The 23,961-nt window shown below is 38.6% G+C and carries 21 protein-coding genes; 4 read left to right on the top strand and 17 right to left on the bottom strand.

The annotated features are described in order from the left end of the window. Positions 1–5 precede the first annotated feature (5 nt). Positions 6–566, bottom strand: a complete 561-nt coding sequence (locus B5D47_RS02615) for a hypothetical protein (protein WP_078930270.1) — start codon at positions 564–566, stop codon at positions 6–8. Between the two features lie 182 nt (positions 567–748). Here B5D47_RS02615 and B5D47_RS02610 point away from each other — a divergent pair, with 182 nt between their 5' ends. Continuing rightward, positions 749–1,717, top strand: coding sequence for an alpha/beta hydrolase (locus tag B5D47_RS02610; RefSeq protein ID WP_078930269.1), 969 nt, complete (start codon positions 749–751; stop codon positions 1,715–1,717). A gap of 58 nt (positions 1,718–1,775) precedes the next feature. Here the strand turns inward: B5D47_RS02610 and B5D47_RS02605 are convergent, their stop codons facing one another. Together B5D47_RS02605 and B5D47_RS02600 are read right to left on the bottom strand one after the other, a co-directional pair. After that, positions 1,776–2,573, bottom strand: a complete 798-nt coding sequence (locus B5D47_RS02605; RefSeq protein ID WP_078930268.1) for an ABC transporter ATP-binding protein — start codon at positions 2,571–2,573, stop codon at positions 1,776–1,778. Between the two features lies 1 nt (position 2,574). Next, positions 2,575–3,507, bottom strand: coding sequence for an ABC transporter permease (locus B5D47_RS02600; protein ID WP_234969878.1), 933 nt, complete (start codon positions 3,505–3,507; stop codon positions 2,575–2,577). 104 nt (positions 3,508–3,611) lie between these two features. Here B5D47_RS02600 and B5D47_RS02595 point away from each other — a divergent pair, with 104 nt between their 5' ends. From B5D47_RS02595 to B5D47_RS02585, 3 genes are read left to right on the top strand one after another with little or no spacing between them, the layout of a single operon-like run. Then, positions 3,612–4,964 (top strand): sensor domain-containing diguanylate cyclase, encoded by a 1,353-nt coding sequence (locus B5D47_RS02595; protein WP_078930267.1) that lies wholly within the window; start codon positions 3,612–3,614, stop codon positions 4,962–4,964. A 33-nt stretch (positions 4,965–4,997) separates the two neighbouring features. Further along, positions 4,998–5,678 (top strand): response regulator, encoded by a 681-nt coding sequence (locus B5D47_RS02590; protein ID WP_078930266.1) that lies wholly within the window; start codon positions 4,998–5,000, stop codon positions 5,676–5,678. A 3-nt stretch (positions 5,679–5,681) separates the two neighbouring features. Further along, positions 5,682–7,049, top strand: a complete 1,368-nt coding sequence (locus B5D47_RS02585) for a sensor histidine kinase (RefSeq protein ID WP_078930265.1) — start codon at positions 5,682–5,684, stop codon at positions 7,047–7,049. Positions 7,050–7,174: 125 nt separating this feature from the next. On the opposite strand, the gene B5D47_RS02580 is transcribed toward B5D47_RS02585, so the two are convergent. From B5D47_RS02580 to B5D47_RS02515, 14 genes are all read right to left on the bottom strand, one after another. Beyond that, positions 7,175–8,131, bottom strand: a complete 957-nt coding sequence (locus B5D47_RS02580; protein WP_078930264.1) for an ABC transporter substrate-binding protein — start codon at positions 8,129–8,131, stop codon at positions 7,175–7,177. A gap of 79 nt (positions 8,132–8,210) precedes the next feature. After that, on the bottom strand, positions 8,211–8,804 hold the full coding sequence (locus B5D47_RS02575) for an IMPACT family protein (protein ID WP_078930263.1): 594 nt from the start codon (positions 8,802–8,804) through the stop codon (positions 8,211–8,213). After that, the gene (locus B5D47_RS02570) at positions 8,805–9,713 is read right to left on the bottom strand and encodes a hypothetical protein (protein ID WP_078930262.1); all 909 of its coding nucleotides are present in this window, start codon (positions 9,711–9,713) and stop codon (positions 8,805–8,807) included. After that, positions 9,714–11,654: a DNA topoisomerase IV subunit A gene (locus B5D47_RS02565; RefSeq protein ID WP_078930261.1), complete on the bottom strand. Its 1,941-nt coding sequence runs from the start codon at positions 11,652–11,654 to the stop codon at positions 9,714–9,716. A gap of 8 nt (positions 11,655–11,662) precedes the next feature. Continuing rightward, the gene (locus B5D47_RS02560; protein WP_078930260.1) at positions 11,663–13,801 is read right to left on the bottom strand and encodes a toprim domain-containing protein; all 2,139 of its coding nucleotides are present in this window, start codon (positions 13,799–13,801) and stop codon (positions 11,663–11,665) included. Between the two features lie 71 nt (positions 13,802–13,872). Further along, on the bottom strand, positions 13,873–14,928 hold the full coding sequence (locus B5D47_RS02555) for an HD domain-containing protein (RefSeq protein WP_078930259.1): 1,056 nt from the start codon (positions 14,926–14,928) through the stop codon (positions 13,873–13,875). A gap of 31 nt (positions 14,929–14,959) precedes the next feature. After that, positions 14,960–15,910: a YdcF family protein gene (locus B5D47_RS02550; protein WP_143592588.1), complete on the bottom strand. Its 951-nt coding sequence runs from the start codon at positions 15,908–15,910 to the stop codon at positions 14,960–14,962. Positions 15,911–15,948: 38 nt separating this feature from the next. Beyond that, entirely contained in the window at positions 15,949–17,322 is a 1,374-nt protein-coding gene (gene ffh, locus B5D47_RS02545) for a signal recognition particle protein (RefSeq protein ID WP_078930257.1), read from the bottom strand. Between the two features lie 37 nt (positions 17,323–17,359). Then, positions 17,360–18,421: an NAD(P)H-dependent glycerol-3-phosphate dehydrogenase gene (locus B5D47_RS02540; protein WP_078930256.1), complete on the bottom strand. Its 1,062-nt coding sequence runs from the start codon at positions 18,419–18,421 to the stop codon at positions 17,360–17,362. 229 nt (positions 18,422–18,650) lie between these two features. Further along, entirely contained in the window at positions 18,651–19,718 is a 1,068-nt protein-coding gene (locus tag B5D47_RS02535; protein ID WP_078930255.1) for a C40 family peptidase, read from the bottom strand. 134 nt (positions 19,719–19,852) lie between these two features. Further along, positions 19,853–20,608 (bottom strand): hypothetical protein, encoded by a 756-nt coding sequence (locus B5D47_RS02530; protein WP_078930254.1) that lies wholly within the window; start codon positions 20,606–20,608, stop codon positions 19,853–19,855. Positions 20,609–20,690: 82 nt separating this feature from the next. Further along, positions 20,691–21,716: an LPP20 family lipoprotein gene (locus tag B5D47_RS02525; protein ID WP_078930253.1), complete on the bottom strand. Its 1,026-nt coding sequence runs from the start codon at positions 21,714–21,716 to the stop codon at positions 20,691–20,693. A 43-nt stretch (positions 21,717–21,759) separates the two neighbouring features. Further along, positions 21,760–22,368, bottom strand: coding sequence for a penicillin-binding protein activator LpoB (locus tag B5D47_RS02520; protein ID WP_078930252.1), 609 nt, complete (start codon positions 22,366–22,368; stop codon positions 21,760–21,762). 22 nt (positions 22,369–22,390) lie between these two features. Next, positions 22,391–23,884 (bottom strand): COG3014 family protein, encoded by a 1,494-nt coding sequence (locus B5D47_RS02515; protein WP_078930251.1) that lies wholly within the window; start codon positions 23,882–23,884, stop codon positions 22,391–22,393. Positions 23,885–23,961: the final 77 nt, after the last annotated feature.

Below are 23,961 nucleotides of genomic sequence, written 5' to 3'. Positions count from 1 at the left end.
CAATATTATGAATAAAATTCGCGTTTTACAATCTCAAACACTTCTTTTTCGTGCCCTTCAAACAAAAAATTAGCAGACTTTTTAAAACACAGCTCCCAGCTTTTTTCCCGTTCACAAAAATAAGGAAAATAATCACGGCAATTTTTCTCAAAATACAACCACAAAAAAAGCCAGATAAACTGTCCGCCGACCGTATAACAGGCTTTCTTGGCTAAAGGAGAAGCAATTTCAACTCTCGAAATATAAGTCGCGGCGTTTTTTCCTTCGTTTTTTTTATTGAGTTCCATTGCGCCGGCAAAAAGCGAATAAGCTTCAAAAAGCGCCTGCTCGTCCTCTTCAATCGAAGCCGCCCGGCTGGAATTTTTACCGAGGGCTGCAAAAGGCGATTTATAAATTCTATAAGTATTTACAACGTTCGACCGCAACGCCTGCGCACTATGCCGGATTTTTTCTTCAAGAATCTCATCTTCCGAAACATCTTTTTTTAGCACGGCATCCGAAAAGCCCGAAATTCTCTTTAATTTGTCCGAAAAAGCCGAAATCGCATCCTGAATTTTTTCCGTCATAAAAATCCACCCGAATTTAAAAGATAAATTTATGCAAATTTGGAGCATAAATTTCGGTCAAACCCGCTTTTCATGGTTGCGCTCACGCTCATTCGGCAAAGCCGAACGCCTGCGGCGCCATTCCAATCGGGGCTATAATCTTATATTATAAATATAACACAATATTTGTCTTGGAGGAACAAATGAAAAAAACACTTGCTGCTGTAACTGCAATTTTTCTTTGCAGTTCAATTTTTGCCCAGGAAAAAGTCTGGCTTTGGCCTAAAAAAACAGGCCCGGGTTCAGAAAAACTAAAAATCGAACAAACTGTCGAAGAGCGCGGAGGTGGAAATACTCACGACAGAATAATTTCCGGCGTAACCCAGCCTTATTTTGAAGTCTACAAGCCGTCAAAAGATTCTCAGAACAAAAAAACTGGGATTTTAATTATTCCGGGAGGCTCGTATCAGCGCGTAGTTTACGACAAAGAAGGCGTTCACTATGTAAAAGCATACAACGACGCTGGATACACTTGTTTCGTTCTTGTCTACCGCACGCCAAACGATCCGCACAAAGACAATTCCACAGTCTCACTTGCCGACGCACAAAGAGCAATGCGCGTAATCCGCTCCCGTGCTCAAGAATTCGGCATAAATCCTGACAAACTCGGAGTAATGGGCTCTTCAGCAGGCGGACACGTCGCAGGAAGCCTGGCAGAACGCTATAACGACGAAGTTTACAAAATGCAGGACAAGGCAGATAAACTGGCGGACGGTTCATGGACAAATGCAAAACCGGCATTTCAAATGCTTATGTATCCGGTAATTACAATGCAGGACGGTCTTACCCATTCCGGAAGTCAAAAAAATCTGCTTGGAGAATCGGCAACTCAAGCTCAAAAAGACGCGGCTTCCTGCGAAAAAAACGTCAGCAAGGACAATCCTATTGCCTGGCTTTGCTGTGCCATAAACGATAAATCAGTAAATCCAGAAACCAACATCATTCCTTACTGGACCGCTCTTCGCAAAGCAGGAGTCCGCACAGAACTTCACGTATTTCCGGCGAGCGGACATGGTTTTGGAATTATGGGAGCGTCAGGAACGGCAAAAAAGTGGCAGGCTATTTCAATTGAATGGCTCGACACTTATGTATCGACACCTAATGTAAAATAAAAAAAAACGGACAGAATTGACAGCCAAAAATTGACTTCAATTTTGTCCGCATTAAATTTTAGAAGGCTTTGCTTTCAAGCATCATCCTGTCGTTCATTTCTCCGGCAGCACCGAATTTTGCAAGCAGGTCGTCAACCTTAAGGTTCTTTTTTTCTTCACCACGAACGTCGTAAACAATTTTTCCGTTCATCATCATAATGAGGCGGTTTCCGTATTCAATCGCATGCATCATGTTGTGTGTAACCATAAACGCAGTCAAATGATCTTCTTCGATAAATTTTTTAGTCAGTTCAAGAACGCGGGAAGCAGTTTTTGGATCAAGAGCAGCAGTATGCTCGTCCAAAAGGAGCAAATCCGGCTTTTGCAAAGTTGACATCAAGAGAGTAAGAGCCTGTCTTTGACCGCCGGAAAGAAGGCCGACCTTGCTGTGCATACGTTTTTCAAGACCAAGTCCTAAAAGCTCAAGTTTTTCGTAATAAAGGTTGCGTTCAGAATTTTTAATTCCCCATGCAAGAGAACGTGTCTTTCCACGTCTAAAAGCCATTGCAAGGTTTTCTTCAATTTCCATATTTGCGGCAGTGCCAAGCATCGGATCCTGAAAAACGCGTCCCAGATATTTTGCGCGGCGGTATTCAGGCATATTTGTCATGTTAATTCCATTCAGTTCGATCTTTCCTGTATCGCAAGAATGAACTCCGGCAATCAGGTTTAAGAGAGTTGATTTTCCTGCTCCATTTCCACCGATTACAGTCACAAAATCGCCGTCTTCAAGCGTAAGGTCAATTCCCAGAAGAGCTTTTTTTTCTGTAATTGTGCCCGGGTTAAAAGTTTTTGTTACATTTGTAATTTTAAGCATTTTATGCTCCCTGCCTGTTATGCAATCTTCCAGAAAATTTTACACTCTGCTGCTTTATGATTGGAATTGCAAGCGCAATCGTGATGATGATGGAAGTCAAAAGTTTTAAATCGCTCGATTTTAATCCAAGCTGAAGAACAACAGCAATTACAATTCTGTAGACAATTGAACCCAAAACTACAGAGATAAGAGTAAACCAGAACGGCAATTTTTTAGAAAACCAGCCAAAAATCGCTTCTCCAAGGACGATAGAAGCAAGACCGATAACCAAAGTTCCTGTTCCCATTCCAACATCACCGTACCCCTGAGACTGGGCAACAAGACCGCCGCTCAAGGCAATAAGTCCGTTAGAAAGCATAAGTCCCAAAATCTTCATCTTGTCGGTATCAACGCCCATGGCACGAACCATGTTGCCGTTATTTCCGGTAGCACGAAGAGCAGAACCTATTTCCGTTCCACAGAACCAGTAAAGAACAAGAATCAGTACAGTACAGAACAAAAGACCAGAAAGAAGAGAAGCCATATTTGGCGTCATTCCGTTAAAGAAATTTTGAATACGGCTCATTACAGTTTCTGCGCCGAGCAAAGGTGTATTTGAACGTCCCATAATTCTGATATTAACAGAATACAAAGCTGTCATTGAGAGAATTCCTGCAAGGAGTTCCTGGATTTTCAATTTTGTGTGAAGAAAACCTGTTATACCGCCAGCCAAAAGTCCAAGAAAAAATGCGACCAAAAGTGCAAAATACGGATTAAAATTATTCATTACCATAACGGCACATACTGAACCGCCAAGAGCAAAAGTACCATCACATGTCATATCTGCAATGTTTAAAACCCTAAAAGTAAGGTAAACACCCAAAGTCATAACGCCCCATAAAACGCCCTGGGCAACGGCACCCTGCATAGCCATAAAGATGCTTATAATATTCATAATTATTCATTATAACTTTTAAACAAAGCCTTGCAAGGCAAAAAAACAATAATTTTAGTAAAAACAATGGAAAAAACACCATTTTCGTTTTAAAATAACATTGTATGTTTCTGATTAAGGAAGGAAAAATAATTTTTCCGGTAAAAGTAACATTTACTCTCTTAGTGGTTTCTGCATTTTTTATAGTTTCATACGCTCATAATACAAAAATCACTCACCTGCACCAGCAGTGTGAACTAATAAGTAAAACCGCCGCGACATTATTCACTTTCTCACTGGACAAGGCTCTTCCCATAAACGAAAATATCGAAGGAATGATAATGGCAACCAACGGAGACGTAAACGGTTTTGAAAATATTATTCCAGCCTTTATTCCTCAAACCCCTTCTATAATATGCATTCAACTGGCGCCAAAAGGAAAACAAAGCCAGTTTTTTCCGCAAATGCCAGAAGACAAGATTATTCCTGATTTATACAATTCTCCGTACACAAAAAAATTTTCCTATTTTGCAGAAATTAACCGAAAATCCTATTTGTCAGGGCCTTACTTTTTCGACAAGAACGAACCCATTCTCATTCTTCAAGATCCAGTCTTTCTTAGAACAAAAAAAATCCAGGGAGAATTCTGGGGTTTTTGTACAGCTTACATAAAAATAAACGACCTGTTTGATCAGGACACGCTAAATTACTTAAACTATTCAAGTCCGCCTTGCAGCTATAAACTCTACAAATTTGATCCTTATGACGATAAAGAAGTTTTACTTTCTTCAAACACAGACGAAGAGTTAATCGAACCTGTAATAACAAGATTCAACGTAAAAGAATCTTCCTGGGCGCTTTATGTAGTTCCAAAAAACGGATGGTATTCACATTCAAGACTCTTTATAATCAGCATAATACTCTTTTTTACCTGCGTAATCATTTCGATTTTAATTGGATTCTTAGTCACAACAAAAGACAGAAACGAAAACCTTGAAAAACTGACATTTATGGATCCTCTTACAGATCTCTACAATGCCCGCAAATTTACTTTACTTTTAAAGCAATATCAAAAATTGGCATTGCCATACACGATTATCTACCTTGATTTAAACAATTTTAAGATGATAAACGACAATTTGGGACACGACACTGGAGACAAAATTCTTACAATCGTCGCACGAAAAATTTCAAACTGTATTCGAGAAGGCGACCTCGCGTTCAGGCTCGGAGGCGATGAGTTTACAATTATTTTGCCAGGCGAACATGATGAAAATTTTGTAAAAACAGTTATAGAGCGCCTGAAAGAATCCATAAAGCGCGAAACTGTCCTGGAAACAGCAAGAATGCAGGTTACGGCAAGCTTAGGTTTTGCAAGATGTCCTCAAGACAGCAGCGACTATGAAGAAGTCGTAAAAATTGCAGACAAACATATGTACAAAGATAAAAGGCTTGCACATTCAAAAGAAAAGTTGTAACGGTTTTCTAAAAAAAGGGTTATTTTTTTAATTATGGAAAAAATTCTAATCGTAGAAGATGATGCAGGGATTTCTGACTTTGTAAACGCAGAGCTCAAACACGAAGGTTACACTACCTGCACAGCACTTGACGGACGCACAGCACTCGAAAATTTTGAAAAAGAAAAACCGGATCTTATTCTTTTAGACATTATGCTTCCTCAATTGAGCGGACTTGAAGTTTTAAGGCGAATCAGAAAAAGTTCAAACATTCCAGTCATAATTTTAACAGCCCGCGGAGAAACTTACGACAAAGTAAACGGTCTAAACGCAGGAGCCGACGACTACATTGCAAAGCCTTTTGAAATTGAAGAGCTTCTTGCAAGAATGAGTGCGGTTTTACGCCGTTCAATTGCTCCAAATTCAAAAAATTCCAAGCTAAAAAACGGAAAGCTAATTCTCGTTCCTGACAGCATGAAAGTAACTCTTTCGGACACAGACTTAAATCTTTCAAAAACCGAATATTTAATGCTCAAATTTTTTATGGAAAATCAGGAAAAAGTTCTGACCCGCCCTCAAATTCTTGATTCGGTTTGGGGCGAAGGACATTTTATTGACGAAAATACAGTCGATGTTTACGTGGGCTATCTCCGCTCAAAAATCGACCAGACAGCCGGCGCAGAATACATAAAAACAATACGCGGAATTGGCTATAAAATGCTCAAAGTGGAATAAAAAATGAAAAATTCCGTTGTTTTCCGGCTCTCGCTTAAATTCTCTGCAATTTTAACGGCAACCGTCTTTATAATAATTTTATTGTTCTTTATGCTTTTAAGGCAGTTTTCGCACCAGCAAGAATACAAAGGTTTTACGAGAACGAGCGAAAACATAGTTCAGGCACTTTCGACCGGAAATTTTAAATTTTTAGACCACAAGCTTTCTGAACTGCCATTTTTTGTTTCATACATGATTTACGACACAGAATCAGGAGAAATTTTCCGTCAAAAAAACAGCATCTTCGGAAAACTCCCGGAAACAAAAGGAAAACCCGTACGTTTTTCAACAAAAAAAGCGGCCGGTTTTGAACCGATAAGCATAATCTATATGACAACCAGATATAAATTTTCCGGCGGTCCGACATTTACCGTTCAAATCGCGCAAAAAACAAACGGCGGCGCAGGACACAGGTTTTTCCGGGAAATGTTTTCTTTAATCGCAGTTGCAACAATTCCGCTTTTAATAATCTCGTTCTTCATTTCAAGATTTTTTATACGGCAGACAATGCATCCGGTTGTAAAAATAACAAAAACCGCGGCGACAATCAGTTCAACAAATTTAAATCAGCGGCTTCCAGAAACAGGAAAAAAAGATGAGCTCGACAACCTCGCAAAAACATTCAACAGCCTTTTTGAACGGCTAAAGGCGGATTTTGACCGCGAACGCAGTTTTACAAGCAACGTAAGCCACGAACTAAAAACTCCAGTCGCCGTAATTTTAGGACAGGCAAATCTTCTAAGACGCTGGGGAAAAAACGACAGCGAACAGCTTGAAAAAAGCCTAAACACGATTCTTCAGGAAACCCATTCAATGGATTCTATAATTTCAAATCTTTTGCAGCTGAGCAGGATTGAAAGCGGAAAAATTATACCTGCAACCGAAAAAGTCAGCATTCAAAAAATGTTTCTTCGTTTAAAAGAAGAATTCAAGGCTATAAACAAAGATATGACAATTCAATTTGAAGAAAAACCTCTTCAAGAAATATACACTGACAGCGAGCTTTTACATCAGGTTTTTGTCGCAATAATTTCAAACAGCAATAAATTCATAAAGCAAAATCCGCTAATTGAACTAAAATGCACACAAACCGAAAATCAAACAACAATCGGGATTCTTGACAACGGCCCGGGTTTTGAAGAAAACGTACTTCCCCACGTGTTTGAACGCTTTTACCGCGGAGATTCGAGCCACAACCGGTCTGCAGGAGGAAGCGGCTTAGGACTGAGCATTGCTCAGGCAATTATAAAAAGTTTAAATGGAAAAATCATAGCCTCGAACGGCAAGAACGGCGGAGCATTGATTACAATCACTCTAAAAAATTTTACATAACGTAAAAACCGGCCACTCTGGGTTCGCTATGCGCTCATCGTCTGCAAGGCAGACGACTAAAGCCCGGCGTGTCCGGCGTAAGTTTTCCGGGAATTGCCCAAAAACAACAATTCCGGAACTATATTTTACAGATTTTCTGGAAGAGTAAGTCCAAGTGCTTTTTCAGTATTTGCGTTTTTAGAAAAGTCGCATTTTTCAAGGTACTGAATTGGCATGTCGGCAGGATTTGCGCCGTTCTTAAGAATTTCAACAGCCATTGCGCCAGTCTGCTTTCCAAGTTCGTAGTAGTTTACACCGTAAGTACAAAGTCCGCCAGACTGAACCATTCCGTCCTCTCCAACGATTGTCGGAATTTTTGCCTGATTTGCCACCATTACAACGTTTGCCATACCTGCGGCAAGCATATTGTCTGTCGGAACGTAGATTGCATCAACTTTTCCAACAAGGCTCTGTGTAACCTGCTGAATTTCGTTCGAGTTAGAAACAGAACCTTCAACAAATTCAAGTCCTTCAGCTTTGCAAGCTTCTTTTGCAAGGTTAATCTGGAAAATTGAATTCTGCTCGCTTGAACAGTACATAAGTCCAACTTTTTTTGCAGACGGAACAATTTTTTTAAGAAGTTTAATCTGCTGAGCAACTGGTGTAAGGTCAGAAGTACCTGTTACGTTTGTTTCAGGTTTTTCGTTAGATTTTACAAGTTTAGCAGATTCTGGATCTGTTACAGCAGAAATAAGGATTGGAATATTTTTTGTAAGATTAGCAACAGCCTGAGCTGCTGGAGTTGCAATTGCAAAAATCAAATCATCTTTATCGTTTACAAGTTTATTTGCAATTGTTACGCAGTTTCCCTGATCGCCCTGTGCGTTGTGCATATCAATAGAAATGTTTTTTCCATCTACATATCCGGCTTCGGCAAGGGCATCAACAAAACCTTTGCATGCTTTGTCGAGAGCAGGATGCTCAACCAACTGAATAATACCGATTTTAATAACCTTGTCCGAAGAATCAGCCTTCTTTGAACAACCTGTAAGTGCAAGTCCTGCAACAGCAATTGCAGCCATTATACAAGCAACTTTTTTCATTTTTTTTCACTCCTTTTAAAAAGTTTGCAATGCAAACAAAAAAATATAACGCTTATTATAAAATTGTAACGGCATTGCGTCAAACAATAATCACGTTTACTTTTCCGTTTGTTGCATCAAAAAGTTTGTTTTTTAGTTTTTCTGCGTCAGCTTTTGAAATTTTTCCATTTACAGATACGCCTTCTGCAAACTTTTCTTCAACATCAAAAAGAGTCCATTCTTCCAGAATTTTCTTAACAACCTGATAAGACTGATAATCCGCGCTAAAACTAAATTCAGACTTTTCAATAAGTTCTTCAAAAACAGTAGTTTCAAGAGCCGCCTTTGTGCAATCTTTGTAGGCATGAACAAGACCGCCCGTTCCAAGCAAAGTTCCGCCAAACCATCTGGTTACAGTTACCAAAATATTTGTCGAGCCGCTGCCTTTTAAAACATCGAGCATAGGTCTTCCGGCAGTTCCTCCAGGTTCTCCGTCATCGCTCATTCCCATAATTTCCGCATTTTTTCCAAAAACAAAAGCATGACAAACGTGTGTCGAATCCGAATATTTTTGTTTTTGAGATTTTAAAATTGAACGAACCTGTCCCTGCTCTTCAAGAATAAAAGTCTCTCCTAAAAAACGGGAACCTTTTATCAAAAGCTGGGCAGACGAAGTTTTTACAGGAATTTTCAATTATTGGCCGTCCGGATTATTTTTGTCAGGATTTTTATTTTCCAGCAAAATTTCATCATCATTTTTTTTAAGGCTTACAAGAATTTCCACAGCCGGCTGACGCAAATTTTCGTAAAAAAACGGAACAGCAAGGCTCATTAAGGAAAGCGCCTTATAAAAATTTATAAAATACAAAAAATCAAAAATCAGTGAAAAAAACTGAATTACACCGCCCTTCTGTGCCGCGGAAAAAGACAAGGTTATTCCAAAATAAAATGCCGCAAGAATCAAATTTCTTCCGCCTGCAATAAAGACAAAACCGATAAACTTAAAAATATTTTTAAACAGAAGTTTTGAACTCAAAAAAGCGAGCGAAAAAACAGAACGGTTCGGATTATCATATTTTAAGAAAAAAAGAAAAACCTGAGGAAAGATCAACAGAAAAACCAATATAAATGAAAAAACTATCAGAAGATAGAGAAAAGCGTTTTCTCCAAATTTTGACTGCAAATTTACTATAAAATCTGGATTTGACTTTGTTATAAAATACATAGTTCCGGCAACGACAGCCGCAGAAATTCCCGTAAGCAGAGTATATAAAAACGCTGCTGGAGCAAACTGCTTAAATCGCCTGAATCCGTAAAACAAAAAACCGATTGTCACAAATTCATCTCTTGCCATGCGCAGAAGCATTGTGGCAAAACCACTTAAAATCAAAAACCAGAAAAAAACTCCGCAAAACATAAGCGCGTAACTAAAAAAAGTTACGGCAAAGGAGTTCTGCATTGAATTTAACAGGAGCGAAGTTCCGACAAAAAGCGCCGAACACAAGGATTCGAGAATTACGATTATAAAAAGCGTAAAAAATGTCTTATTTAAATTTTTTCTTGCAACAGGTGCGAATTTTACAATAAGTTCTTTGTTTTTCAATTATTTAAACAGCTCCATCTGCGTACCGTCAACTTTAACGGATTCAACTTCTTTTGTACACAATCGAATGCCAAGGGTTTTGAGTCCTTTTTCTTCAAAATTTTGTGCCTTAAAACTTTCTTCCAAAACTTTTACACGCGGTTTTTTTTCGTAATGCAGTGTAAAAGTAAATTTTTCGCGGGTATCAACATGCAAAACTTCCATTCCGTCAGGTGCGATAAAATAATCGCGGTTTAAAATCCAGCTTGGAATTCTCGTTCTTTTTATAAAACAGTATTTTGTCTTTGGATCACGGAAAATTACCGTAAAAAGAACCTTGTTTATGATTTCTTTTTCCGCAATTTCGCAAAACCACATTCCCCTGTCAACAAACATTTTTTGAGGAACGTCGCAAACCGAATACATTCCTGTTTTACGCATTACAAGAATTCGGTCATAAGGCGAGACTTTTTTAATTTCCTGGCCACCGGAAACATTGATTCCAAGATAGCCTTTTTCGTCATAGCGCAAGCTCTGGTCAGACTTTGCGACAGACTTAACGTCAACAGCAGAAAAACTCGTGACTGTCGTTTTGCGGTGCAACATCTGAGGAGAAAGCTTTTTAAACTTTTCAAGCATTGAACCAAGATAATCGATTGCGCAGCCAACAAGATTTTTTAAGAGTTTTGCAATTTCTTTAAGCCTTGCATTGATTGCGGCAACTTCTTCGCGGTTTTTGTTTATATCGTAGAGCGAAATTCTTCTGATTGGAATTTGAAGCAAATGTTCAACATCCTCATCGCTGATTTCGCGCACAAGCTCAGCCTTAAACGGCTCAAAACCTTTATAAACCGCTTTTACGACATCTTCCTGAGTTTTTTTTGTTTCAATCGCTTTATAAATTCTTTCTTCAATAAAGATTCTCTCCAAAGTGCGGATATGGAGTTTGTCCATTAAAGTTCCGCGTTCAAATTCAAGCTCGTCCTTTATAATTCCCGTAAGTTTTTGTGAATAAAACTCAATTATCTGTGTTGCCGTCATTGCAACCGGCATGTTGTCCTTTATGACGAGCATTTGACAGGCAATTGTTTTTTCGCAATCGGTATAGGCGTAAAGACTGTCGATTACATCTTTTGTATAAACGCCACGCGGAAGTTTTATTTCAATACAGCAATGGTCGGTCGTAAAATTGTCAACCGAACTGATTTTTATTTTTCCGGCACGATATGCATTATCAATCGACTGGAGCAAATCCTTTGCATTTGTATCAACTGGAAGCTCTGTAATTACGATTTTTTTGTCATCGCTAGTATCAAACTTTGCACGAGTAACAATTTTTCCGTTTCCGTCGTTGTAATTTGAAACATCGATTAAACCGCCTGTTGCGGCGTCTGGATAAATCTTGAATTTTTCACCTTTTAAGCATTTAATTTCTGCATCTAAAACTTCTTTCAGGTTGTAAGGCAGAATTTTTGTGCTCATTCCGACCGCAATTCCCTCCGCTCCCATTATCAGCGTAAGAGGGATTTTTGCCCGATAAACTTCCGGCTCGGTGTCGCGGCCATCGTAATTTGGAACATAGTGAGTAATTTTTGGGTTTGTGACTAAAAAATCTTTTGCAAGAGGATGAATCCGGCATTCAATGTAACGGCCGGCAGAAGGTCCGTCGCCAGTAAATTTATTTCCGAAGTTTCCCTGTTTTTCTATGAAAATTTCTTTATTTGCAAGATTTACAAGCGCTCCGTAAATTGAAGCATCGCCATGAGGATGATATTTCATCGTTCGCCCAACAACAAAACTTACTTTTTGAAAATATCCGTCATCAACTTCAAAAAGAGTGTGCATAATTCTGCGCTGAACAGGCTTTAATCCGTCCTCAAGGTCAGGAATCGCGCGGTCACGGATTACATACGAAGCATATTCAATAAAATTTTTGTCGAATAGATTTTTTACAAATGCCATTTTCTTTCCTATACATCAATTTCGGCGTTGCTAAGCAAGTGCTGTTCAATAAAAGAACGGCGCTCGGGAGTGTTTTTGCCCATGTAAAAAGCAAGCAACTGAGGAATTACCTTAAGCTGGCTAACTTCGACCGGCGTCAAATGCATTGTCTGAGGGTCAATAAACTGCCTGAATTCGCTCGGGTTGATTTCTCCCAATCCCTTAAAACGGCTGGTTTCGCAATTTTTTCCAAGCTTTTTCTGAGCCTTGTCGCGTTCATCTTCGCTATAGCAATAAATATTTTCTTTTTTTGTGCGGACACGGAAAAGAGGAGTTTCCAAAATCCAAACTCTGCCGCTTGTAACGAGTTCTTCAAAATAACCAAGGAAAAAAGTAAGGACAAGGTTTCTGATATGAAATCCGTCGTTATCGGCATCGGTTGCAATTACGATTTTTGAATAACGGAGATCTTCAACAGAATTTTCGATTCCAAGAGCGCGCATAAGCTGAAAAAGCTCATCATTTTTGTAAATATCAGTCTGCTTTTTGCCGTACATATTTTCTGGTTTTCCGCGCAGGGAAAAAATCGCCTGAGAATTTGCATCGCGGCTGTGCGTCATGACGCCGGAAGCAGAATTTCCTTCGGTAATAAAAATCATCGAATTTTCGCCTTTTGTTCCATCTTCAAGATGAAAACGGCAGTCATCAAGTTTAGGAATTCGAATGCTCACCTTTTTGGCAGCTTCCTTCGCTTCTTTTTTTACAGCGCTCAATTCTGTACGAAGTTTTTCGTTCGCTTCAATTTTTTTCTGAAGCATTTCCGCAGCCTTTGGATTTTTATGAAGCCAGTCATCAAGTCCAGACTGAACTTCGCTCACAATCCACTGTCTTATGTCAGTATTTCCGAGTTTATTTTTTGTCTGACTTTCAAAAATCGGATCCTTTACTTTTACAAGAACGGCGGCCGTAATTCCTTCGCGAATGTCTTCAGACTTGTAATTTTCCTGGAAAAACTCATTCACTCCTTTTATAAAGCCTTCCTTAAATGCACTCAGATGGGTTCCACCGTCGCTCGTAAACTGTCCGTTTACAAAAGAAAAATAATTTTCTCCATAAGCATTTGTGTGGGTAAATGCAAACTGAAGGTGGGCGCCAGTATACGAACCAATTGGATAAATCGTATCGGCTTCGAGTTCTTTCTGCAAAAGGTCCAAAAGTCCGTTTTGGCTTGTAAAAACCTGTCCATTAAAGTTGATTGTAAGACCGGTATTTAAATAAGCGTAATTCCAGAGCCGTTTTTCGACAAATTCCATATTAAAGCTGTACTTGCCGAAAATTTCTTCATCTGGAACAAATTCAAAATAAGTTCCGTTTTTTGCAGGTTTTGAAAGTTTTACAGTATTTTTTTCTGCAACAAGCTTTCCGCGCTCAAAAACAGCTTCTGTAGCATAACCGTCGCGAATTGCAATTACCTTAAAATACGAAGAAAGAGCGTTTACAGCCTTTGTGCCGACGCCGTTCATTCCGACAGAAAACTGAAAAACATCGTCATTGTACTTTGCACCGGTATTTATCTGGCTTACACATTCAACAACCTTTCCAAGAGGAATTCCACGTCCGTAATCCCGGACTTTTACGCGGTTTTCAACAATTTGAATATCGATTCTATTTCCAAAACCGACAATAAATTCATCAATTGAGTTATCGATAACTTCTTTTAAGAGAACGTAAATTCCGTCATTCTGGTTTGAACCATCGCCAAGCCGTCCAATATACATTCCTGAACGCAGGCGAATATGCTCCAGAGCATCAAGGTGCTTAATCTGCGAATCGTCGTAAGCCGCGAGTTTTTTTCCTTTAGTTTTTAAAGACGGATCGATTGCCTTTGCAGCGGCAAGGGCTTTTGCTGTCTGTTCTGCACTAATTCCACGTTTTGCAGGAGTTTTTTCTTCAGTTTTTTTAGGCTTAGCCTTTGTTTTTGCGTTGTCCCACGCTCTGAAAGTTCCGTTTTCGTCAATTCCGGCAACAGGCTTTTTTGCTTTTACAGAAGTTTTTGCAGCTGTTTTCTTTACAGCCGTCGTTTTTTCTGTTTTTTTGTCTACAGCAGAAGTTTTTTCTTTTTTTTCTTTTTTTTCTGCAATTTTAGAAGTTTCAGTTTTTCCACCCATACATTTTAGTTTAGCGGAAATTTTCAAACTCCTCAACACAAGTATCACCACTTGTGCCGGTAGACTTGCGTTTACAGCAGTTTTACAGCGCCGTATTCGCTATCCTTAAAACACAAGAGGCTTTGAATCATTTTCTGCGCCCTAAAACTTGCCTCCGAAACCCGCTCAACCTTTCCAGAAAATTGCTTTACAAGAGGGTCTATATATCTTTTTTTTACTTCAAGATTTACGCTGTAATAATTTTGTCCAGGCTCCTGACAAAACCGTTCAATCTGCGTCATTGTCCGCCATTTTTTTATAAGCGAAGAAAGATAATCGTCGTTCAAAACCGCATATTCATCAAAAATTTCAATCACTTTTTTTTCGCTCAAAGACATGCAATCTTTTTCAGTTATCAGTTTTTTTTCAATCGCAAGATTTACGATTTTTCCAAGCATATTTAGCGCGAGCTTATTTTCGTTGTGCTGCAAAATCAAAGAGCAGTCGCAAAAACCTTCGGTGTAAAGTTCCGCAAGTTTTAAATCCGAAAATCCAAGTTCATCTTTTCCGCTCTCGTTTTTTAACACACAGATATTTTTATAAATTTCTTCAGTTTCTTCAAAAGTCCAGACGTGTCCGTTGTTCAAAAACGCGAGGGCCATATTGCTAGGAAACATATACTCCAGTCTGTCTGCGCTCAAACGCGGAATTTCGTTGTCGCACAAAGGATAAATGTGATAATCGGCAATTTCCTCAAGTTCAATCCTGTCTTTTTTTAAAAGCCCGGCAAGTTTTTCGTCGCCAGCAAGAATATTAAAAGTTTCGTTTTCACTCAATTCCTGTTTTAAGGCGTCGCCCTTCCTAAAATCGTTTACGTGGCTAAAAACGCCTGTCGCAATGTCATGAAAAAGAGCCGCAAGTGTCTGCTTCTTATCCTGCGAAAAATTCCAGGCAACAAGGGCTGTTCCGACACTGTGATCAAAACGGCTGTAAAAAAATCTATTTCTGTAAAGCGCAGTCCAGTCAGTTCCGCACAAAAGTCCAATGCCTTTTAGTCTTTGCAAAACCGGTAGGCAAACATAGCCACAAAGCCAGGAAGGAAACTCTTTGCAGAGGATTTTATGGTATTTTAAAGCAAAATCTTCCATATATATTTTATATTTTAAATATTTCAGAATTTTATTTTAAAAGCGAAGGTTTTCCTGTAAACAAAATCCGCAAATTCAATTTTATGTAAGAACAAATTTCACGCGAATAAGAATTCAAAACAAAAAGTGCCGGCGTCTTTGAAGCAACTCCGTAAACATCCGTAAAACCGATTCTCTTTGCAAGCCGTTCCGCCCTCGCAAGGTGAAAATCGCTCGTCACAACAGCAACCGGCGCATTTAAAATTTCCTGAACAGTTTTATTTTCATGTTCTGAAAGAATTTTTACGCTAAACAAAAAATTTTCAATCGTATCTTTTGCCATATTTTCCGCCAGAACCCTTTTTCCTTCAATTCCATAAGATTCAAGCGCAGGTTTTAAAACGTCAGATTCCGGACAGGGAGCAAATCTTCCTTTTCCGCCTGTCACAACAGAAATCGCCTGAGGCTGGGTTTTTAAGTATTCACCTGCCACACGCACACGGTTTTGAACGGACAATGTCAATTCTGCGTCTTTTGTAATTCCGCCGCCAAGCAAAATCACGTACTGAACTTTTTCTTTTCCATCAGAAAGCCTCGGATTACAGATAAAAAACAAGTTTACACCGCAAATTACGGCGCATAAAAAAACAAAAATGCCCAAAAATATTTTTATGCTGCGTTTTATCTTAAAAAAAATCGTTCTTAAAAGCTTTTTTTTCTGCAAAACAGCAAGAACTGCAAAAAAAACGGCGCACAAAAGCCAGACAACAGAAAAACTAAAAAAAGTTCCCAAAAAAGTTCCAGGAGACGCAATCTGCATTGCAACAAAATAAAAAAAAGACAAGGCAGAAATTAAAACAAAAATTATAAAAATCATAAATTTTAATAAACAAATGGAGCAAACTTTTACAGTCGAGTGGCTTTCCGCCCTTCCGCCTTCGCTCCATTGCATTCCGGCAATTTCGCAAAGCTCAATCGCTAGAATGCAACTTCGGGGCTTCAATCCAGGCTAGGATTTATCCCAGAATATTCAGTCACCGGTTAACGGCCAAATCCCGGAAATCCGCCAGGAAAACCGCCGCCCATTCCAGCCATTCCCTGCATAAGTTTTGCCTGCATTCCGCGGTTTTTTGTAAGTTTTTTCATTGTAAGCTTAGTTTTTTCAAACTGCTTTATGAGTTTGTTTACTTCGGCCACGCTTGTTCCGCTTCCTTTAGCAATTCTCTTGCGGCGGCTCGGACCAATAATCAAATGATTATTGCGCTCTTTTTGAGTCATCGCCTGAATAATCGCCTTCTGTTTTTTCATTCCAGAAAGATCAATCTTGCTTTCATCAATTTGTCCAGCAAGTCCAGGAATCATATCGAGCAGAGAACTTACGCTTCCCATTTTTCCGACATTTTCAAACTGGGCAAGCATATCATTCAAAGTAAATTCATTGCGGGCAAGCTTTGCCTGAAGTTTTTTTGCTTCCTCTTCATCAACCGTCTGTTGGGCTTTTTCAACCAGACTTACAATGTCGCCCATGCCAAGAATACGGCTTGCAATTCTGTCCGGATGGAAAGGTTCAAAATCATCAGTTTTTTCGCCTGTACCGATAAACAAAATCGGTTTTCCAGTGATTGTTTTTAAAGAAAGAGCCGCACCACCACGGGCGTCGGAATCAAATTTTGTAAGAATTACGCCTGTAAGTCCAAGCTGCTCATCAAAACTCTTGGCAATGTCAACTGCGTTCTGACCGGTCATTGCATCTGCAACCAAAAGCACTTCCTGAGGGTCAACTGCTTTTTTTACAGAAACAAGTTCCTCCATCATGCTTTCGTCAATCTGAAGACGACCGGCAGTATCGACAATCACCGTATCAAAACCATTCTTTTTTGCAAACGAAAGACCGTTTTTTGCAACTTTTACGGCATTTTTTTCGCCATCCTCAAAATAAACACTTACGCCAATCTTTTCGCCAAGAGTCTTTAACTGTTCAACAGCAGCAGGACGAACAAGGTCACAGGCTACAAGAACAGGCTTTCTGCCTTCTTTTAAAAGCCTGGCTGCAAGTTTATGGGCCGCAGTCGTTTTACCAGCACCCTGAAGACCAAGCAAAAGAATTACAGACTGTGTATCAGGACCTTTTAACTGCAAGTCAACTTTCTGGTCGCCAAGCATTTTTACAATGCGGTCATATATAATTTTTACAAACTGCTGTCCAGGATCTACAGCGCGCAGAACTTTTTCGCCTTTAGCCTCTTCAATCGTTGCATTAACAAAGCGACGCACAACACGAAGATTCACATCGGCTTCAAGAAGAGCCATCTTAATCTGTTCAACTGTGTCTTCAATGTTTTTTTCTGTAATTGTAGATTTTCCGCTCACAGTGCGGACAATATTACTGAAAGTGTTTGTAATTTTTTCAAGCATTTTTTATTCCCGTAAACAATCTGCTAATTTTTAAATTTTAGTCAATTTTTCCTGTTGTCAAAAGGTTGTTAATCAAGTCAGCAGGTTTAATTTCTTTATTGAGGATTTTATAAAGACCCTCACAAATCAAAAGTTTAATGCCAAGCTTAGCAGCAATTTCGTGCACATATTTGCAGGCAACAGCACCTTCCGACAAATAGCCGATTTCGCCAATGCGCGCAATAAGGTCATCAAGATTTTTGAATTTTTCAAGCATGTCTGTTTTAATCATATCCTGACCAAAGCGGCGGTTGCGTCCATATTTTGAGCGGCAAGTTACATCAAGGTCGCCTACACCGGCAATAGAAGTAAATGTTTCTGGATGAGTTGCTCCCATAGCCATGCCGAGAGTCTGAATTTCGTTAAGTCCGGCAGCAAGAAGCAAAGATTCTGTATTATCGCCAAACTGATCCGAATGCTCAGCAATAGCATCCAATGCGCCAAAAACAATCGCAATTACGTTCTTAGCGGCAGCACAAATCTGAACACCAATAACATCAAGCGAAGAATAAACCATAAGTCCAGGAACATGCATAAGCTCGCGGAAACGGATAGAATTTTTTGCATTTTCAGAAGCGGCAATCAAACCTGTAAGTTTTCCCATTGCAACTTCCTCCGCATGAGAAGGTCCTGCAATATAAACAAGCTGGCCTTTATAGCATGGAGGCAAAACGTTTTCCAAAGTTTCAAGGACAAGTTTTGGTCCTTCGGCAGAAGAAATAAATCCCTTTGTAATTACGCCGATAGTAACATTTCCCTGTTTAATATCATCAACTTCAAGCAGCTGCTTAGCAGTAGAAGCAAGATAAAGCGAAGGAGAAGCAAGAATCAAAAATTCTTTTCCGCTGGCAACTTCTTTTATATCAGAAGAAGCAGTCATATTTTCAGAAAGCGGATAACCCGGAAGATAGCGCTTATTTTCATGATTGTTATTTATGCCGTCAACAACATCCTGTTCGCGCGCCCACATCTGAACCTTGTGTCCACCACGGGCAATTGCCTGTGCAAGACCAGAGCCCCACGCACCAGCACCAATAACACCAACACTTTTAGATACCATTTAAGACCTCGTAATTTTTTCTCTAATAAAGCCAATAAACCACAGAGATAGTATTTTAATTATAGCAACTAATTTTAATAGGGGCAATTACACGCGATTTTCTGATTATGGGCGTTCCGGCAACAAGTTGCCGTCCGGCTTTTCAGGGTTTCATTGTTTTCTTCCATTACATTCCAGAAAACAACACCTCCGGCGCCCTTACAATCCGTAACGCATTTACAATTATTCATTAAATTTCAGGAATAAGCCTTCCACAACCATAAAATGTTTTTTTCCAGTAATTTTCATTCAAACCGCTGATAATCACACCAGTTCTTGGACCGCCGCTTGCCGCATTTAAAAACAAGTTCTGTTTTCCAAAGTCATTTTGTCCAGGATTTTTTCCTAAATAAATACCAACATGCGTAATTCTTGAATCAGAAGCGCCCTTAAAAAAGATTAAATCGCCTGGAAGAGCCTCTCCCAACGAAACAGGAGATGTCTGATTGTAAATATCCTGGGCGTTTCCCCTTACATCTATACCAAGGCTCTGTTTTGCCGTATAAGATACAAGTCCGGAACAGTCAAAACCCGGTCTTGGAGTTTTTCCGCCCCAAACATAGTTTATGCCTTTATATCCCATTCCAAAATCAATAAATTTTTTACGCATATCTATAACAGAATCCATTTTTTGCTCGGATTCTTCAATCGTCATAGTTTTATTATTTTCATTCTGCTGTTCCCGCAGTTTTTTCTGTTCATTCTCTTTTATACCAGGCTTATTTACCGAAGTTTTTCTTTTTGAATCTGACTCCGGCTTTTTTGCAGTTTTGTTTTGTTTTTCAAAAATTTCTTTTTCGGCAGTTTTTTTCTTAGGATCTGTCCTTGGTGTCTGGCTTACAGAAACATCTTCTTTTTTTGCCTGCGCCGTAGAAGCTGTTGAATTATTTTCAGTTTTTGTCTTCGCTGTATTTTTTGCAGGCTTATTTTTCAAATTCGCCTTGTTTTTTTCAAGTTCCGCCCTTGCCCTCTCTTTTGCCGAAGAAATCTGGCTTTTTGAAGAAGCAACTTTCTGGCGTTCATTTTCAATTTTTTTTAGAATATCGAGTTTTTTTTGCTTTACGCTTTCAAAAAATTTAGAATTTTCAGTTTCTATTTCTTTTTTTGAAGGTTCAACGACAATTTTATAAAAATCGCCCTCTTCAACTTTTTGGCTTTCAAAAATATCATCGCCCTTGTTATCTGCCGCATAAACTGCAAAAGATAAGACAAAAAGAACTAAACTTAAAACAAATGCTTTTCTTTGAAAATTTTTCATATAACCAGCCTGAACAAAAAAATCGAATTCATCGGATTTTCTTCTAAAAAAATAAAAACTTTGCCTGCAAAAGAGACAAAGTTTTTATCAGAAAATCAAATCACATAAACTAAATAATTCAATCTTACGTTAAATTATTTAGCCTCGAGTGTCTCTTCAGCTTCAGTATTGACTTCTTCGTTGTTTGAAGTAATCATCATATTCTGAAGTTTAAGAGAAAGAGCTTCTTTCAATGCCTTTCCTTCGTCAGTATTGTCTTCGATAGAACTCATAGCGCTCTGAATCTGAGCATCGTAAAGTTTTTTAGTCATGCCCCAAACAGCATAGTATTCATAATAAACTTTTGATTCCTTTGCTTTTTTTGAAGGCTTTACTTCTTTCTGAATCCAATATGAAGCAATTTTTTCAAGACCGTTAAGCTCAACGGCAGAAACAGCCTGCTTGTACATATTCAATTCCTGTTCCAAAGTAGTTGGATCTTTTACATCGCCAGACTGTTTTGAGCGTCCTTTCTGAGCAGCAGAAACAGCTTTTCCAACAATTCTCTGCATTTCATCGCCAACCTGAACTTCTACATCAACCAAGTCAGCCCACTGCTTTGTAAATTCAAGGTTGTCACCACGAGAAACTACAACAAATGGTTTTTTGCCGGCAATTCCTGGCATGATTGGAGAAAGATATTCTGCAGAATAATTTCCGTTTCCAATTTCAACAACCCACTGAGGAATTTCTGAACCAAACGATGCTCCCTGATAGTCAAGAATTGTTACGTAATTCTTCTGAACTTTAGCGGCATTGCCTTTGATTCCAGAACCAGAAACCTTTGTAGTTCCACAGCTACTGAACAGAGCAGCAGCTACAACAGAAAGAATAAAAATACTCTTTTTCATTTTATTTCTCCTACTAAATTTGCAGAGCAAATTTTATTTTTTAACAAACCGCCAAAAAGACGGACTAATCCTAAACAAAAAGTTACTTAAAAGAAAGATTATTCATATAAGAATCAAAATTTTTACTGAATTCTGTTCCAATGTTTTTTTCCAAAACCCGGTAAGTTCTGTTTTTTGCATCGGATTCTGAAGGAGCGCCTTCTCTTCCTTTTAAATTTATTGCAAACAGCGACTCCGACTTCAAATTATCAGAAAAATCCAAGTTCAATGTATAAACGCAGTAGGTGATTTTTCCTCTTTTTGAAATTTCGGAAGAATAACTGCCTTCAAGCCCATATTTTTCTTTTTTAGACGAAGATGTTTTAAATCCGTATTTTGAAAAAATGTTTTGAAAAGCAGATTTTATCTTATTTTCCCTGTCGCCACCAATCCTTATATAAATCGTAATTCCTTCTGCAAACTTTTTTTGAGCAGCCTGCATGCTTTGAAGCGAAACAATTTCTTTACTGATCGCATTTCCCTGCTCAAAATCAATCACTGTAAGGTTTTTAAGCAGCCTGTCGTTTTCGGAAGCAATGTCAGTTGCAAAACAAATTTCACTATAACCGTAAAAAGAATGCGGATTTTTTTCAGACTCTGCTACAGACTGTCTGACAACAGCATCGTTTTTCTGTATAAGATCCAGATAAACAGCGGCCGTCTTTTTTCTGTCGAGAATTGCAATTGCATACCATTTTTTTTCGGACGAATTGTAAAAATATTCTGCAATTTCGATTCCAATCAGATTTTCTGCTTCGATTTGGCTTGTTATATTCTGCTGCAAATTTCCAGACGAAGAAAAAGAAACTTTTCCGTCAGAAAGCGCCTGCTCCATTTTTTTTGATGCGAGACTGTTCGACTTTACTGTCTGCCCAAAAATAGAAGAAAGGTTTTTTACAGCTTCAAGTTCTGCACTTTCCCGATTTTCTCCAGAGCCAGTTCCGTTCATATAAGTTTCCGAAGGATAAACACTTGCCGGAAGAGTTATCCATTCTGGCATCTTCTTTTTTGCGCCAAAAATCAAACAGGCAGAGAATATAAAGGAAAAAACAAAAATACTTTTTTTCATAAAAATCCTTAATCTTTCTTACGTTATCAAGTTTTGTAAATTGTTAGAATTTTACAGCAGATTTTTTTATGTATTTTTTAATATCGTTGTTCTGATCAGACCAAATAATTCTGTTTGTTTCCAAATCAATCAACTGCATATCAACCTGATAAGTTCTTACCTGCTGTCTTCCGTCAGTATCTACAATTGTTGTAACAGTTCCCTGAAGCATAAAGTCTGCGGCAGTTTCGTTTCCGATAGATTTTGCAGTTTCGTAAGCATTTTCCGCCTGATCATATTTTTCTGCACGGAGCTCTTCTCTCTGATTTGCATCTGCAACAAATTCCAAAGTTCCGTCATTGATAATTACGTTCTGAAATCTTTTTGAAAGAATTGAAGTGTCAATGTGTTCAACGCTCTTGTTTTTGATAGTTCCAATAATTACAACAGGAGTTCTTCCTTTTGTGCTCTTAAAATTTGCAACACGTTTTGACTTTATACACGAATCAATCAAAGTTGTGCAAACCTGATTAACATCGTTATCGTTCCAATATCCGCTCAAATCTTTTACGCTTTCTTCCGCGCCATATCTTTTTACAGAAGTTGATCCGCAAGAAAAGAAAAACAATGAAGAAACAACCAATAAATTTGCCAATACTACTTTTACTTTCATAAATTACCTCTCAATAATAAATCTATTTTATGCAAGAAGAAACAACCAATGAAGGCTTTCCTTCTTTTACTTCCGTTTCAAACGGTTTTTCGACTACACTTCCGTCTGAAAAGCGATAAACCACCTTTCCCTTGTACAAGCCGGCTGGAACAGTAAAACCTGCGGCATTTACGGTTTCTGGGAAAAATTCGCCCTGACGAATATCAGCGGTTTCTGTCAAATCGATAGCCGAAAGTCCTGCTGCCGTTGAAGAACAAAGCGCGTCAAAAGCAATCGAAGCCAAAGTATAAGCAATACTTCTTCCCGAAAGCATTTTTAAGCCTTCGTAACTGGCGTTTATACTTGCAATTCCAGCCACAATTCCACTGACTTTTTTTGTAATACTGCGGTTCATGCTTGCAGCGTATTCTTTTCTAGCTCTAAGTTTAACAGATTTTTCCAGATTTGCATTAAAATTTTCTATTATAACGGCGCTTTTGGTTCCCACATTATTCAGCACAACGTCAACTCCGCTTACAGTAGATTTTCCTGCATAAGACGGATAGACAAATTTAAACTGAACAGGAAGAAGTCGATAAGAAGAATTTCCAGTCGGAACATAAAAATATGTAGACTTTGAAGGAAAATAAACCTCTTTTGCAGTCTGTTTTCCAATAAGACCTGCAAGAGCAAGAACGTTAACGCGGCCTTTACCGGAAGGAATTGCAGAATCAACAGAATCAAAATCTTTTACGAGCGACTTTAAGACAATAGAATCAGAATCAATCTGGCTTTTATCGCCATCTGCCTGTCTTAAAATTAAACTTAAATATCTGGCAAGAGAAGATTCTTTATAAACGTCTTTTTCGGTCGGCTTTTTAGGCAAATCGGCCGTAAAAACAGAAGAGTCAATATTGTAAGCGCTCAGAGATTTTGCGTCCTCATCAAGTTTTTCGCGTGCAGAAGGATCCAGACCGTTTTTTACCGAAACCTCACCGTAAAGACGTCTGTATTCAGGAAGTTTTACGTCAGAAAGTTTTGTGAGCTGGTTTACAGCGCTATTTAAATCTCCCTGCAAATAATAACAAAGGGAATTCATCGTGTTTACAAGAAGATACTCGTAAACATTGCCAGTATATTCTTTTAAATTTTCGTTGACAATCGCTTTTCCGATCGATTTCGTAATGCTTTTTGTAAGCGCATCGAACATCTGCGCGTCGGTCTTCTCAAAGACAGCTGAAGCCTGGGCATATTCGCCGGTAATAAAATAAAGCATGGCAAGGTCAAGATTGTCCCTTATATCCGCTTTTTTTCTTGTCTTGTACAGCATCATTCCAAGACAAGTAGAATAATTTCGCTGATTGTAGGCTTTTTCATACTCTTCTTCGTTGTATTTAATCGGCTTTATTTTTTTAGAGCGCTGTTTTTTTTCAGTCGCAACAATATTCTCTGATTCTGAATCTTCAATATTTGAGGAAGAACATGAAACAAAAAAACATGCCAACAAAAGTATAAAAACTTTGATAATTTTTTTCATTTTAAGCTCACAATCGTGAATAATTTTCAAAACTTTTTTAATTTCTTAGAAATATTATAGAGTATGATAGTTGTAAA

Origin of the sequence: Treponema berlinense (assembly GCF_900167025.1) — a bacterium.
Classification (GTDB): domain Bacteria; phylum Spirochaetota; class Spirochaetia; order Treponematales; family Treponemataceae; genus Treponema_D; species Treponema_D berlinense.
This window is presented reverse-complemented; position numbering and strand designations above follow the sequence as displayed.